The 14,217-nt window shown below is 42.1% G+C and carries 13 protein-coding genes; 6 read left to right on the top strand and 7 right to left on the bottom strand.

Annotated elements, in window-relative coordinates; translation table 11 throughout:
• Positions 1-579, bottom strand: a complete 579-nt coding sequence (locus F1E73_RS02450; protein ID WP_086476408.1) for a MarC family protein — start codon at positions 577-579, stop codon at positions 1-3.
• 118 nt (positions 580-697) lie between these two features.
• Between F1E73_RS02450 and F1E73_RS02455 the strand changes: the two genes are divergently transcribed.
• Positions 698-1,270, top strand: a complete 573-nt coding sequence (locus F1E73_RS02455; protein WP_150451021.1) for a DUF3109 family protein — start codon at positions 698-700, stop codon at positions 1,268-1,270.
• Here the strand turns inward: F1E73_RS02455 and F1E73_RS02460 are convergent.
• Together F1E73_RS02460 and F1E73_RS02465 are read right to left on the bottom strand one after the other, a co-directional pair.
• Positions 1,260-3,224, bottom strand: coding sequence for a tetratricopeptide repeat protein (locus F1E73_RS02460; protein WP_223883338.1), 1,965 nt, complete (start codon positions 3,222-3,224; stop codon positions 1,260-1,262). The genes F1E73_RS02455 and F1E73_RS02460 overlap by 11 nt on opposite strands.
• A gap of 23 nt (positions 3,225-3,247) precedes the next feature.
• The gene (locus F1E73_RS02465) at positions 3,248-3,982 is read right to left on the bottom strand and encodes a LytR/AlgR family response regulator transcription factor (RefSeq protein WP_086476406.1); all 735 of its coding nucleotides are present in this window, start codon (positions 3,980-3,982) and stop codon (positions 3,248-3,250) included.
• 314 nt (positions 3,983-4,296) lie between these two features.
• Here F1E73_RS02465 and F1E73_RS17555 point away from each other — a divergent pair, with 314 nt between their 5' ends.
• Entirely contained in the window at positions 4,297-4,467 is a 171-nt protein-coding gene (locus F1E73_RS17555; protein ID WP_176328458.1) for a hypothetical protein, read from the top strand.
• Between the two features lie 611 nt (positions 4,468-5,078).
• Here the strand turns inward: F1E73_RS17555 and F1E73_RS02470 are convergent.
• From F1E73_RS02470 to F1E73_RS02480, 3 genes are read right to left on the bottom strand one after another with little or no spacing between them, the layout of a single operon-like run.
• Positions 5,079-5,996, bottom strand: coding sequence for a hydroxypyruvate isomerase family protein (locus tag F1E73_RS02470; RefSeq protein WP_086476405.1), 918 nt, complete (start codon positions 5,994-5,996; stop codon positions 5,079-5,081).
• A 13-nt stretch (positions 5,997-6,009) separates the two neighbouring features.
• On the bottom strand, positions 6,010-6,657 hold the full coding sequence (locus F1E73_RS02475) for a gluconate 2-dehydrogenase subunit 3 family protein (RefSeq protein ID WP_150451022.1): 648 nt from the start codon (positions 6,655-6,657) through the stop codon (positions 6,010-6,012).
• Positions 6,657-8,369: a GMC oxidoreductase gene (locus F1E73_RS02480; RefSeq protein WP_086476403.1), complete on the bottom strand. Its 1,713-nt coding sequence runs from the start codon at positions 8,367-8,369 to the stop codon at positions 6,657-6,659. The genes F1E73_RS02475 and F1E73_RS02480 overlap by 1 nt, the downstream gene beginning before the upstream one ends.
• Before the next feature lie 135 nt (positions 8,370-8,504).
• Here F1E73_RS02480 and F1E73_RS02485 point away from each other — a divergent pair, with 135 nt between their 5' ends.
• The 3 genes from F1E73_RS02485 to F1E73_RS02495 all read left to right on the top strand — a co-directional run bounded on the left by F1E73_RS02485 (position 8,505) and on the right by F1E73_RS02495 (position 12,127).
• On the top strand, positions 8,505-9,494 hold the full coding sequence (locus F1E73_RS02485; protein WP_150451023.1) for a sugar phosphate isomerase/epimerase family protein: 990 nt from the start codon (positions 8,505-8,507) through the stop codon (positions 9,492-9,494).
• Between the two features lie 248 nt (positions 9,495-9,742).
• A complete protein-coding gene (locus tag F1E73_RS02490) occupies positions 9,743-10,972 on the top strand; it encodes a nucleoside permease (RefSeq protein WP_086476401.1) in 1,230 nt (409 codons plus the stop codon).
• 18 nt (positions 10,973-10,990) lie between these two features.
• On the top strand, positions 10,991-12,127 hold the full coding sequence (locus F1E73_RS02495; protein WP_086476400.1) for a Gfo/Idh/MocA family protein: 1,137 nt from the start codon (positions 10,991-10,993) through the stop codon (positions 12,125-12,127).
• A gap of 69 nt (positions 12,128-12,196) precedes the next feature.
• Here the strand turns inward: F1E73_RS02495 and F1E73_RS02500 are convergent, their stop codons facing one another.
• Positions 12,197-12,664: an ASCH domain-containing protein gene (locus F1E73_RS02500; RefSeq protein WP_086476399.1), complete on the bottom strand. Its 468-nt coding sequence runs from the start codon at positions 12,662-12,664 to the stop codon at positions 12,197-12,199.
• 468 nt (positions 12,665-13,132) lie between these two features.
• Between F1E73_RS02500 and F1E73_RS02505 the strand changes: the two genes are divergently transcribed.
• The gene (locus F1E73_RS02505; RefSeq protein ID WP_086476398.1) at positions 13,133-14,185 is read left to right on the top strand and encodes a sugar phosphate isomerase/epimerase family protein; all 1,053 of its coding nucleotides are present in this window, start codon (positions 13,133-13,135) and stop codon (positions 14,183-14,185) included.
• Positions 14,186-14,217 lie beyond the last annotated feature (32 nt).

Consider the following 14,217-nt stretch of genomic DNA (forward strand, 5'->3'; position numbering starts at 1 on the left):
CTAAAATAATTGGTTAATGTTTGCTGTAAAGAGCTTTACGGCGATGGCCAATAAAATCACACCAAATATTTTACGGATAACATTAAGTCCATTTTTACCTAATATCCTCTCTATTCTTTGAGAGGATCTTAATACAATGTAAACAAAAATAACATTTATTATAATGGCTACAATGATATTCTCTACATAGTATTCCGCCCGCAGCGATAGTAAGGTGGTAACCGTTCCAGCCCCAGCGATTAAGGGGAAGGCAATGGGGACAATGGAGGCGCTTTCTGGGTGATCGTCTCTATAGAGGGTGATTCCCAAAACCATCTCCAGGGCCAAAAAGAAAATTACAAAGGAACCTGCTACGGCAAAGGAATTGATGTCAATGCCAATTAATTTCAAAATTTCTTCACCCACAAATAAAAAGGCAATCATAATCAGGGCAGAGACCAAACTGGCTTTTCCAGATTGTATATGACCTACCTTATTTCGTAAGTTGATAATAATAGGTATGCTTCCTACGATATCTATAACCGCAAAAAGGACCATACTGGCTGTAAGGATTTCCCTAAAATTAAAATGTAAGCTCATTTAAAACAGCATGCTAATTGTTGTACAAAACCCTTTTTGGTTTGCAGCTGCAAATCTACGTTTAATTCAAACGAAATTATCCATGTAAAGGGGTATATTTGTGGTTTAATTTTGAGGTATGTTCCAACTGGGGAAAACAATAGTATCGGAAGAGATCATAGAGAATGATTTTGTGTGCAATCTTGCAGCTTGCAAGGGAGCCTGCTGTGTTGATGGAGAAGCGGGGGCGCCCTTGGAGGAGGGGGAGACCGAAGTGCTGGTAGATATCTATCAGGATATTAAACCATTTCTAAGACCCGAAGGGATCGCCGAAATTGAAAAGCAAGGTGCCTTTATTAAGGGAGAGGATGGGGACTGGGAGACTCCGTTGGTAAATGGAAGTGAGTGTGCCTATGCTATATTTACGGAAAACGGTACTGCAAAATGTGGTATTGAAAAGGCGTATGAAGAAGGTGCAACGAAGTTTAAAAAGCCGGTTTCTTGCCATTTATACCCCATACGGGTAATGGAATATTCCGAAATTACGGCCATAAACTACCACAGATGGGAAATTTGTGATGCGGCCTGTTCATTGGGAAGCGAATTGCAAGTGCCCATTTACAAGTTTGTAAAGGACGGGCTAATCAGGAAATTTGGCGAAAAATGGTATGCAGAATTGGAGGAAGTAGCCAAGGAGCATACTAAGTCGTAGGGATGTGGAGCACTACTTGGGTGCCCAAGGCCTCCTTGTTGGCGTTGTATAGATCTATGATTTCTACCTGAAAATTGTGTTCAAAATCTTTGGAAAAGTTTGCCAAGCGCTCTTTGGTAATGTCTATTCCCACGGATTTTCCTTTCAGAACCTTATTTTTCTTTAGTCTTTCGGAAGCTTTACGACCTACGCCGTTATCTGTAATGGTTATTTGTATGTAGTGGTTGTCTTCCCTACTTACTCTTAGATCTATGTTTTTTTCGCCTTCTTTGGTAGAGAGCCCGTGCCATATCGCATTTTCCAGAAAGGGTTGCAATATTAAAGATGGAATTTTCACGGTATGCGGGTCGATGGGGTCTTCTATGGTGATGGAGAAATTTATTTCATTGGAAAAACGGATGTTTTCAATGTTCATATAGAGCTCTATGGTCTCTAGCTCATCAAAAAGTGAGATTTCCTTTACCGAAGAGGCTTCTAGGATTTTACGCACCAATTTGGAAAACTTATTTAGGTAGTGAACGGCATTTTTCTTCTCGTTGTTAATAATATATAACTTGATGGAGTTTAGGGAGTTGAACAAAAAGTGAGGATTCATCTGGCTGCGTAGCATGCTTTGCTCCAGGGTAAGGATCTTTTTTTCACTTTTCAGTTCCTTCTGGCGGTAAAGGATGTATAAAAGAAAGGTGAATAGGGCCATTCCCAAGGAACCTATGAGGAGCATGTTTTTGTTTCTCCTTAGTCGGTGGTTTATTTCGAGATTTTCGCTCGCTAAATTCAATATTTCATTATTCTTTTTCTCCGTTTCATACTTTATGATGAGATCGTAAATATATTTACGGTTCACCTCACTATTGATGGCAACATTTAGGCTTTCTGCCTTTTGATAATATACCAGGGCATCTTTATAATTTGCTTTATGGGTGGCTAATTCCGATAATAGGGTAAAAGCCTTGGAGATAAAGCTGGGTAGGTGATGGGTTTGGGCCATTTCCAGACCTTTGTTAAGGTATTCCTGGGCTTTTGCGTACTGCTTAAGTTTTAAAAGTGCCCATCCTATATTAAGGTTGATGGAGGTGGCAATAAACCTATTTCCAATTTCCTCCGCTGCCAATAGATTGGGCTCTAGAATGGAAAGGGCGTCCTCGGGTTTGTTTTGTTTTATATATACTTGGGCGATGCTGTTTTTGCAAATAATTAATCCCTTATCATTGTTAATTTCGTTATTGTATTCCAAGGAGGTTCTATAGTGGTGAAGGGCGTCTGCTAGTTGCCCTTGTTCTTCTAGGCAATCCCCAATGTTTTGATAGTTTATAGCCAAGCCCAACTTATTGTTTAGCTCCCTTTCTAGGGCCATGGATTTTTTGTACTGCGCGATGGCTATATCGTACTGTCTTAAGGTTTGGTAAAGATTGCCAATGCTGTTTAAGGAAACATTGATGCTTCTTTTAATGCCCATGGAGGGATTTTGAGCAGTGTATGCCAGGTCCAAGGCCTCTTGGTGGTAATCTAGGGCAATTTTTATGGCATCGCTTTTCCGGTAAATTACCCCCAGCATGTTTAGGCTGTAGACCCTAAACTCCAAGTTATCTGCCTTTACTGCCGCCTGCAGGGCTTGTGTGTGGAGGGCAATGGCCTTGGGGAAAAGGGCAATTTCCCTGTATTTTCGTCCCAATTGATTAAGGGCGTAGGCTTCACCATCATAATATTGCTTATGGGCAGCGGCCTTACTGAAATAGCGCATGTAAATGGTGTCGGTCCTATAGGGTCTCAGTACCTTATCTAACTGTTGGTAGGTGGTTGGTGCTGCTTGGATTAGGCTATCGCTACGTTTTTTAAAGGATTCTGGCACCTCTTGGGAGAAGGATGTAAGAGGAGTTAAACACACAAGCAGTGCCCAAAATAAGCGTGACTTAATAGTTAACGGTGCGTATTTATGGGAAATGGCCAACTTCAAAAAATTGGATTTTTGTGGTTAAACTAAATTAAATCCAGAAAATCCGACTTTTTTTGTCTTGATACTGGAATTTTGTGATTGGATTGAAGAATAACATAGCCGTCGGTTTTTATGAATTCTTTTATCTTGTGCATATTGATGATGAACGAATTGTGAATCCTAAAAAAAGTATCCTTCGGCAAAAGTTCATTTACCTCTTTCAGTTTTTTTGTCAACAGAATTTTCTGGCCGTCACTTAAAAATAGGGTGCTGTAATTCCCATCTGATTCTGCGTAGAGAATTTCATCGCTTTCTAAAAATAATAATTTCCCATCTGTGTTGATGGTTATTTTCCTGTGCTGCGAATCTGAATTAAATTTCAACAATACTTTTTCCAATTTGGAATAGGTATCATTTTTGTCGTTAAACTTTCTGATCTTGGCTATGGTCAAGTTTAAATCGTCCGTATCAATAGGCTTTAGTAAGTAGTCTATTGCCTCGTGTTTAAGGGCCTTAATGGCGTATTGGTTGTAGGCGGTGGTAATGACCACAGGGAAATCCCTGTTTTGAAGTTTTTGGATAAATTGAAATCCGTCCATAGTGGGCATCTCAATATCCAAAAACAAGCAGTCTGGAGTATAATGCTGTAAATACTCCAGTGCCTCAAAAGGATCTGTAAAGGAGGCTATCACCTTAATATCATTGCTGAAATTGGTGAGCTCCCAAGAAAGACTTTGGAGTGCTTTAATTTCGTCGTCTACTAATACCGCTTCTAACATAACCAAGGTAAGATAGTTAAATTATAATCCATTGTCTACTTGATAAGCAAGTTTTGTATCAATGGATTTGTTTCGAGTGTAAATGGCAAGAAAAGGGGTAAGATTGGGAAGGATTCTAATACATTGCCGATCTCTATTAGTATAGCCATCATAGGCATTTCGGGAGTTTTTTAAACGCTCTTACCATTCATACAGGATACTATACCAACTATACAATATGTTAGATTTTAACTGGATGTTTCCTATAAATTTGATGTTCCCCAATCCCCTTTAAATCTTTAATGTGTAACCTAGGTATTTAAAATTTTAGGTTGATGAGAAAATGTGTGTTTTTTTTTATTGGATTGCTGTTAGCACTATTTATTGCCGTTGCAGCGGACGAGGAAACTATGAGTTCGGAGGAACAGATTGCCACACATAGTGAAATGGAGAGTCCGGCGGATTTGGCTGAACTTAGAACGAATGAGGAGGACTGGAAAAGATAAGGGTGGTTTCTGGGGCATTCAGCTATAGAAAAACGTAAATAAGCTACGGAATTTAACTATTTAAATAAGACTTAATACAGCCAAATAAAGTGCGATCCAATTCGGGGTCTGTTCATTGAATTTTGAACAGGTTGTAGTTTCTACACTACCGCCAATGTTTAGTAGGATTGATAATCACGACTAACCCGTCGGTATTGGAATTTTTCTTGTGAATGGGTTTCGGGGGAACTACCTAACGCAAGGAAAAACCATGCTGGTAATTCATAACTACTTTGCATTAATTGGGTCGTACGTTTTGGCGTATTATTAAAATAGGGACTTAACTTTTTAGGGCTCCTAAAGTCAATTACCTCAGGGCAAGCCCGCCTATTCAGTTCGGGCAAGCCCGCCTAGACAAGTTCGGGCAAGCTCACCTGAACGGTATGGACAGTCCCTCCTAGGAGCATTTAAAAACAATCTCATATAGTGTGATAACAAAGGACATGGAATACAATTGCTGTATTCCATGTCCTTTGTTTTCTTCGTCGCTTCATGTGGCACAGCTGCTAGCATATTATCGCCATTCAGGGAGTCCTTTCTAAAAAACCTTAGTTAACAGTATGGTTGCAGGTTTATAAGAAGTTGTCTACCTCTTTATACGCATTGATTACGGCTAGGTCCCCTTCCTTGTTGGGTCTGGAGTTGCCGTGTTCCATACCAACCACTCCTTTAAATCCTTTATCATATAAGTATTTAAAGACATTTTTATAATTGATTTCCCCAGTGGTAGGCTCTTTTCGGCCAGGATTATCGCCTACCTGAATATAGGCAATTTCATCCCAGGTAAGATTCATATTGTGGATGAGGTGGCCTTCATTCTTCTGCATATGATATATGTCGTACAGAATTTTACAGGAGGGACTGTTTACTCCTTTACAGATTAAATAGGTTTGTTCTGAAGTCTGTAAGTGAAGGTCCGGAGAATCTGAAAGAGGTTCCAATACCATCACCAAACCATGGGGCTCCAGTATTTCGGCGCCTTTTCTTAGGGCTTCAATTACATTGGCATTCTGTATTCCTATGGGAAGGCTTCGGTCATAGGCGCCAGGAACTACGGTCATCCATTTGGCATTAACGCGTTTGGCAACCTCTACCGCCCTTCTACAGCCATCCAGAAAAATATCTACATTTTCCTTTTTGCCGGCCGCCAAAGTATTGGCCATGTTGCCTCCTTTGTCTATTACAAAAACTCCCATGGTCATATTAAGCTTTGCCAGGGTATCCCCAATCTTGGTTTGTAGGGCCACATCCCTACCCATCATTCCATTGTCTTCCAGCGCGGTAAAACCCTGCTCGGCCATGAAATGCAATTGGTCAATGGGATCGTTGCCAGCAACGTTCCTGAACATGCCAAAGTGTGGGGCGTATTTAAGGTTAAACGTATGTTTATTTTGTCCTTGGCCAAACGGGGAACCGTAAGCTAAGGATCCCCCTAAGGTAACCGCCCCACTGCTGAGGGCGGTTTTTTGTATAAAATCTCTTCTTCTCAATTTGCAATATATTTTAGAGCGACCATGCTTTGCCACCGGTTAATTCCTCTAAGTCTCCGCAAGCGATATACTCACCTGGAACAGGCATATATGCCAGCACGTTTTCCCCTACATATTCGGAGGTCTTATACCCCCAAATGGTTAACCCTCGTAAATTGTTGGCAAAGGCAAACCTGGATACTTCGTCGTCTAAGGAAGCGGTTTTTTGTTCCCGAACGGCCTCGGTATAGGCAGAGATCAATTCAAAATATTTAGCCTGCTCTTCCTTAGGAGTGCTGAGAGCAGCAGCCAATACCGGTTCTAAATCTTCGGCGCTAAGGTTGTCCTTACTGGTTTTTCCAGAATCTGCTAGGGCTTTGTCTATAAACTTGCCCATGCTCATTTTAAGGAGTTCCTTTTGTTCGGGCTCCATAATTTCGTTTGCAAAGCGATCAATAAAAAGATGCACCTGCACTTCGGAGGCCGAAGGCGTGTCCGTTTTTGGAAGAATGATGTCTACCAAAGTGGTGAGTACCGTCCCCTCTTCCTTACTTAGGAAGTCTGGGGTCCATACCAAGGCGGTATCTTGTTTACAGCTTTGTACTAGGGTCAATAATGTGGGGGTGGCCACTACGTATCCTAGTGACAGCCCCATGTTCCGTAATGCTTTTCTTCTATCCATTATAGATTTCCTTTTTTAAGTTCTTGGGCGGCGTGGTTAGCAGCCCTGGCCGTAAAGGCCATATAGGTTAAAGAGGGGTTTACACAACTTGCAGAAGTCATAAAAGACCCGTCCGTTACGTATACATTGGGAACGGCATGTATTTGGTTGTGGCCGTTTAACACCGATGTTTTTGGGTCCCTGCCCATCCTGGCGGTTCCCATTTCATGGATGCCCAGCCCTAGCGCTCCCGGGTTGTCGTACGATTGTACATCCCGCAGCCCCGCTTTGGTTAGCATTTCTACGGCCTGCTCCTTCATTTCCTTACGCATATTCCACTCGTTCTCCTTAAACTCCGCGTCAAAAGTAACGGTGGGTAGGCCCCATCCATCCAGCTTATCGTAATCTAAGGTCATACGGTTGTCCTCGTAGGGAAGTACTTCTCCAAAGCCCATCATTCCAAAGGTCCAGCCCCCTGGCTTCAAAATGGCTTCCTTTAAATCTTTACCGTGGGAAACCTCGGCGATGGTTTCTTCCCAGTTCCCCCTGCTGGCACCTCCTTGGTAACCAAAACCACGGATATAATCCTTGGCATTGGATTTTCCGCCGAGATTCTTAAATCTTGGAATATAAATGCCGTTTGGTTTTCTACCCTTATAGTATTTATCGTCAAATCCATCAAATTTACCGCTTGCTCCAACACCTAAATGGTGGTCCATAATGTTTCTTCCCAATTGGTCCGAATCGTTCCCCAGTCCATTGGGGAAGCGGTCCGATTTGGATTGCATTAATATTGCTGTAGAGGCTATGGCAGAAGCACAAAGGAAGATCACCTTGGCTTTAAACTCATAGGTCTCCTTGGTCACTCTATCAATAACTTTTACCCCACTGGCCTTCTTGGTGTTGGGATCGTAGATTACCTCGGTAACGATGGAATCTGGTCTTAAGGTAAGGTTTCCAGTGCGTTCGGCGGCCGGAAGCGTAGAGGAGTTGCTGCTGAAGTAAGCGCCAAAAGGACACCCACGTATGCAGCGGTTCCTAAATTGACATTTAGTACGGCCCTCAAACTCTTTGTCGCCCGTAATATGCGCCACCCTACCTGCAGTGACCACTCTGCCGTCAAAATTTTCGGCAACTTTTTCCCTAAAGTGTTGTTCTACACAGTTTAAATCCATCATGGGCAAAAACTGGCCATCCGGAAGTTGCGGCAAGCCCAGGTTTTCACCACAGACGCCTATATAAGATTCCACCTTGTCGTACCAAGGGGCAATATCCTTGTATCTAACGGGCCAATCCACGGCAATGCCATCCTTCTTATTGGCTTCAAAATCGATGTCCGACCAGCGGTAACTATGCCTTCCCCAGGTGAGGGAACGCCCCCCAACATGGTAGCCCCGCATCCAGTCGAATCGCTTGGTTTCATTGTAAGGGTGTTCCAAATCATTGACAAACCAATGGTTGTGTGGTTTCTTTACCGTATAACCGGTACGGGCTTGTTTAAGTTGCTTGGCCTTTTCCTCGGGGGTCAGTTCCCCATTGTTTGGAAAATCCCAAGTGTCCATATTTGCCGTGGTGTAATCCTCAATGTGATTGACCATTCTCCCTCTTTCCAACACCAGTGTTTTAAGTCCGTTCTCGCACAGCTCCTTAGCAGCCCAACCTCCGCTAATCCCCGTACCTACGACGATAGCGTCGTAAGACTCTTGCTCTTCGTTATAATAAAATTTGCTCATCTGGAAAATTGTTTGTTTAATATAGTTGTTAAATATAGAATTAATTTTCTACATTTAAACCTTGTATTTGTTAATAGATCGGTACTACAACGTTGTAGTTATCGATGAATCTTAAATTTAATATAATAAAAGAAAATGAAAGGTAAAAACTTGAAGCTCAATGGGTTTAAATTAGTGATGGCATTATTGTTCGTAGGGATGCTATCTTGTAAAGATGCTCCAAAAGAACAGGCAAAGGATAAGGATAGCGTAGCGGCGACCGCTAGCTCCGAAGAGCCATTCTTTAAACTTTCCTTAGCACAATGGTCAATGCACAGAATGATCAGAAACGAAGGAGTAGATCCTTACTCTTTTGCCGAAAAAGCGAAGGAATGGGGGTTTTCTGGTTTGGAGTATGTAAGCGGATTGTATTATGATGAATTGAAAAAATCCAATTTCTCCCAAGAGGCGATGGATGCCTTTGTTGCAAAAAATAATGAGCTAAGTGAAAAGTACGGTTTAAAGAACCTGCTGATTATGATAGATGGTCAAGGTAATTTGGCTACACCGGATGCGGCAGAGAGAAAAGCGGCAGTAGAAAATCATTACAAGTGGGTAGATGCTGCTGCAGCCATGGGTTGCCATGCTATTAGGGTAAATCTTGCTGGAAGCAACGATCCCGAAGAGTGGGTAGCTAGTTCTGTAGACGGACTTACCCAATTGGCTACTTATGCTAAAGATAAGAACATCAACGTGCTGGTAGAGAACCATGGCGGACTTTCTTCCAATGGGGCTTTATTGGCCGAGGTAATGACCAAAGTTGGTATGGAAAACTGTGGAACACTTCCAGATTTTGGAAATTTCTGTATCGAAAGAACTGCTTCTGGATGTGCCGACATGTACGATCCTTACAAGGGAATGAAAGAACTAATGCCACATGCCCTAGCGGTAAGTGCCAAGTCCAACGTTTTTGACGAGGAGGGGAACGAGAGAAATCTTGACTATCGCAGAATTTTGAAGATAGTGAAGGATGCTGGCTATACCGGTTATATTGGTGTAGAGTACGAAGGTGGTGAATTAAGTGAAGAAGAAGGTATATTGGCCACTAGGGATCTGCTTATAAAAGCAGGGAGTGAGCTTAATTAAGCACTCCTAGTAGGTATGTAGACTCCGTTAAGGGGTTTGTTCGCAACCAAAATAAAATTTAAGGAGTGCAATGACCTGAATTATAGTTCGTAAACGGTCATTGCGCTCTTTGGTTTTAAAGAGGTGGCTTCCATAGGGAGGGGAGCGTGCATGCCTGGACCATAATTAACCAGCCATAGCCCGGTTTAACCTATGCAGTTAGACGCGGGCAAATTAAGACCGTCATTTAAATTAATAAATATTAACGTATGAATTTAAGAATTAAGTCACAGCTCTCTTTTATGATGTTCCTGGAGTTTTTTATCTGGGGAGGCTGGTTTGTTACCTTGGGCACCTTTTTGGGCAATAATCTCAACGCCACTGGTGCCGAAACGGCCATGGCATTTTCCACACAGAGCTGGGGGGCCATAATTGCGCCGTTTATTATCGGTCTAATTGCAGATAGGTATTTTAATGCGGAACGTATCCTGGGGATTCTGCATTTGTTGGGGGCGGTATTGATGTATCAAATGTATACGTCGGTAGACTTTGCTTCTTTTTATCCCTATGTGCTGGGGTATATGATCGTCTATATGCCTACCTTGGCGTTGGTGAACTCCATTTCCTTTAACCAAATGAAAAATCCGGCCAAGGAATTCTCCTTTGTTCGTGTTTTTGGTACCATAGGGTGGATTGTTGCAGGTTTGGTTATTAGTTATGTGTTTGTGTGGGATTCCGAAGCCGCTAGGGAAGCGGGGATGTTAAGGAATACCTTCCTAATGGTAGCTATTGCTTCGGCCGTGTTGGGGCTTTTCAGTTTTACCTTACCAAAAACGCCCCCAAAAGTTAATAAGAACGAAAAGCCTTCCCTATCCGAAATTTTGGGGTTGGATGCCTTAAAACTATTAAAGGATAGAAACTTTTTAATTTTCTTCGTCTCTTCTATTTTAATATGTATTCCGCTTGCGTTTTACTATCAAAATGCCAACCCTTTCTTATCCGAAATTGGGATGGAAAACCCTACTGGGAAAATGACCATCGGACAGGCGTCGGAAGTATTGTTTATGTTATTACTTCCTTACTTTTTTAAGAGGTTTGGAATTAAGAAGACGCTTATTGCCGGAATGTTGGCATGGACCGTTCGGTATTTGTTATTTGCCTTTGGGGATGCGGGAGACCAAGCGTATATGTTGCTTATAGGAATTGCGTTACACGGAATTTGTTATGATTTCTTCTTTGTTTCCGGGCAGATCTATACGGATTCCAAGGCAGGAGAAAGATATAAAAGTGCCGCACAAGGCCTAATTACCTTGGCTACCTACGGAGTGGGTATGTTGATAGGGTTCTGGGTTGCAGGAGAAATTACCGATAGTTATATTATAGAAGAAGGAGTGCATAGCTGGGTTGATATTTGGACCTTTCCTGCTATTTTTGCATTTGGGGTGATGATCTTGTTCACCATATTTTTTAAGAACGAAGAAGTTGAGTATAAAGAATAAATCAGTAAAAATAATCATATGGCTAAAAAAATAAGATTAGGTATTTTAGGAGGAGGGGGCGATTCCCTTATCGGAATATTGCACCGGGTAGCTTCTCAAATGTATGATAATTATGAAATTGTGGGAGCGGTTTTTAACCCCAACCACGAAGAGAGTCTTGCCTTTGCCAGGGAGATAGATATTCCTACCAATAGGATTTATAAGGATTTTGACACCTTGGTGGAGGAAGAATTAAAATTGCCCAAGGAAGAGCGTATCCAGGTATGTTCTATCCTTACACCAAATTTCCTGCATTTTCCAATGGCCAAAAAATTATTGGAGAACGGTTTTCATGTAATTTGTGAGAAGCCTTTTACCACCACCTATGAGGAGGCGCTAGTTTTACAGGAGGCCCAGGCAAAAACCAACGCTATATTGGCTATTACCCACACCTATACGGGGTATCCTATGGTGCGTCAGATGCGAGAAATGATTAAGGCAGGAGCCATTGGAAAAGTCCATAAGGTAGATGTGCGTTATTATCAGGGATGGATAAATTCTATTATCCACGATAAGGAAAAGCGATCCACTGTTTGGCGCTTAGATCCTAAAAAAGCAGGTATCAGTTCCTGTATTGCAGATATTGGGGTGCATGCCTTTAATATGGTGGAGTATACCACCGGATTGAGAATAAAGTCTATTTTGGCCGACTTTAATTATCTGTACGATGATAATCAAATGGATGTAGATGGTACTATTTTAGTGCGTATGGACAAGCACGTAAAGGGAATTGTACGTGCTAGTCAGGTTGCCACCGGAGAAGAGAATGGTCTTGCCATTGCCATCTACGGGGACAAAGGCGGATTAAGATGGGAGCAGGAGAATCCAAATTACCTGAAGGTACAGAGCGATACGGAGCCCTTGCAGATTTTTAAACCAGGACACGCCTATAACTCTGAACTGTCCTTGGACGGTACTAAGTTACCTCCAGGGCATCCAGAAGGAATATTCGATGCTATGGGTAATATCTATAAAGGGGTAGCTAGGGCTATCCGCGGAGAAGAATACAATGATGGAGAGTTCCCTCCAATGTTGGATGCGGTCCGTGGAATGGATTTTATAGAAAGTACCGTGGAATCTAATAAAAAAGGAAATGTTTGGGTAGATCTTAAATAAGGATTACCACTCAAAAACCAAAAAAGGCTGCCAAACTAGGCAGCCTTTTTTTTGTGCAAACTTGTGCGCTTACCCATATATTTTTTCGAAATTTACACAGACTATAATCATGCTTTCCTGTGGGGAGCGGCCATGGTGCGCTAGTTCTTCGGAAAAATAATCCCAATAGGTCTTTTTCCATTCCTCAAGGGAGCTAAATCCTTCGCGCCTGCTATGGTCCGCTGTAATACTGTACCACGGTTTTAGCGTGAAGCCCGTAATTTGCACTACACATTGGGCGCTGCCCCGGCCATCGACTACAATTAAAAACGATCCGGTTTTTGGCAATGACTCCTGCCTACATTGTAGTCCCACTAAGGAGTACGAAGTAGCTGTTTTGCCGTGATTGAGTACTAAAGAGGCGTGCCTGTCGGCGTCCTGTTCGTTTTCAAAAAATTGAAGGGTGCCCTCTGCTTCCAAACCGGCAAATTCTGGATGGGCTTCCACAAAAGTTTCCCATAAATTTCTAGCTGATCTATTTTCCATCGTTGTATGCATCACTTCTTTTTATTTCATCGATAAATTGCGCTTACTCCCTAGGTGTTTAAAGTCTTGTTGTTCAGTTTAATGGGGGAGGTTGTTGGTGTGAAGACCCTGTTGGTTTCCATGGTGGGTGTTAAGCCGACTTTTATCGTTGGTTGATTCCATGCTTTATTATTCTGATTATTCTTGGGGTTTCCTTATATTTATGACTTCGCTTTGGCGAAACAATTGTTTATTGTTCTTTAAATATAGGGTTAAAATATTAAATATATTAACCTAAAAAGGCAATTTAATAGTTGATAAGAACAATAAAGAGGGAAGAGAAAATAGGCGGAAGGAAATGTTGGCAAACTCATTATTGGATCGTGGAGATGTGCGTTAAGAAGTAAATTAGGGAGCTTATTGGGTTGCATCCTTATTATTCACTTAAGGGACATATTCGCTTCAATGCTTTTGGAAACAATTAATTATAGATAAATATACATGAAAACAATTAAGGGGCCAGCCGTATTTTTGGCACAATTTATAGATGAAAAAGCGCCGTTCAATTCTTTGGATGGTATATGTAAATGGGCATCCGATCTGGGGTATAAGGGAATACAGATACCTACCTGGGTAGATTTTCTGATAGACCTAGATAAGGCAGCAGAGAGTCAGACTTATTGTGACGAGCTTAAAGGAAAGATCAACTCCTATGGGTTGGAAATTACCGAATTGTCTACGCATTTGCAGGGGCAATTGGTAGCAGTACATCCTGCCTATGACACGATGTTCGATAGTTTTGCGCCAGAGAACATGAGGAATAACCCCAAAGCTCGTACAGAATGGGCAATAGATAGAGTGAAAAAGGCGGCAACCGCCAGCCGTAGGTTGGGATTAAAAGCGCATGCTACTTTTTCCGGATCCCTATTATGGCATACCATGCACCCTTGGCCACAGCGCCCTGCCGGTTTGGTGGAAATGGGCTTTGAGGAATTGGCCAATAGATGGCTTCCCATTCTTAACCACTTTGATAAGGAGGGGGTAGACGTCTGTTATGAGATCCATCCAGGGGAAGACCTTCACGATGGGGATACCTTTGAGCGCTTTTTGGCAGCTACCGGAAACCATAAAAGGGTAAATATACTTTACGATCCAAGTCATTTTGTGCTTCAGCAACTAGACTATATCGCGTATATAGACCACTACCACGAGTTTATAAAATCGTTCCACGTGAAGGATTCCGAATTTAACCCTACAGGAAAGAAAGGTATGTTCGGGGGCTATAACGATTGGGGAAATCGAGCTGGGAGATACCGTTCCTTGGGGGATGGACAGATAGATTTTAAAACCATTTTTTCCAAACTTACCCAGTACGGATGTGATGTGTGGGCAGTAATGGAGTGGGAATGCTGTATAAAAAGTCCAGAGCAAGGAGCAAGGGAAGGTGCTAAATTCATCCAAGACCATATTATTGAGGCCACCGAAAAAACATTTGATGATTTTGCAGGAGCCAAAACAGACAAAGAAATGCTTAAACAAATATTGGGACTATAATCGTATCGGAATATATTCGGGATGCGAATAAA

The organism is Arenibacter lacus (assembly GCF_008711145.1).
Lineage (GTDB): Bacteria > Bacteroidota > Bacteroidia > Flavobacteriales > Flavobacteriaceae > Arenibacter > Arenibacter amylolyticus.

Excerpts from the sequence above, each read along its gene's own strand:
- F1E73_RS02450 (WP_086476408.1), bottom strand. The coding sequence starts at position 579 with ATGAGCTTACATTTTAATTTTAGGGAAATCCTTACAGCCAGTATGGTC.
- F1E73_RS02455 (WP_150451021.1), top strand. The coding sequence starts at position 698 with ATGTTCCAACTGGGGAAAACAATAGTATCGGAAGAGATCATAGAGAAT.
- F1E73_RS02465 (WP_086476406.1), bottom strand. The coding sequence starts at position 3,982 with ATGTTAGAAGCGGTATTAGTAGACGACGAAATTAAAGCACTCCAAAGT.
- F1E73_RS17555 (WP_176328458.1), top strand. The coding sequence starts at position 4,297 with ATGAGAAAATGTGTGTTTTTTTTTATTGGATTGCTGTTAGCACTATTT.
- F1E73_RS02475 (WP_150451022.1), bottom strand. The coding sequence starts at position 6,657 with ATGGATAGAAGAAAAGCATTACGGAACATGGGGCTGTCACTAGGATAC.
- F1E73_RS02480 (WP_086476403.1), bottom strand. The coding sequence starts at position 8,369 with ATGAGCAAATTTTATTATAACGAAGAGCAAGAGTCTTACGACGCTATC.
- F1E73_RS02485 (WP_150451023.1), top strand. The coding sequence starts at position 8,505 with ATGAAAGGTAAAAACTTGAAGCTCAATGGGTTTAAATTAGTGATGGCA.
- F1E73_RS02490 (WP_086476401.1), top strand. The coding sequence starts at position 9,743 with ATGAATTTAAGAATTAAGTCACAGCTCTCTTTTATGATGTTCCTGGAG.
- F1E73_RS02495 (WP_086476400.1), top strand. The coding sequence starts at position 10,991 with ATGGCTAAAAAAATAAGATTAGGTATTTTAGGAGGAGGGGGCGATTCC.
- F1E73_RS02500 (WP_086476399.1), bottom strand. The coding sequence starts at position 12,664 with ATGCATACAACGATGGAAAATAGATCAGCTAGAAATTTATGGGAAACT.
- F1E73_RS02505 (WP_086476398.1), top strand. The coding sequence starts at position 13,133 with ATGAAAACAATTAAGGGGCCAGCCGTATTTTTGGCACAATTTATAGAT.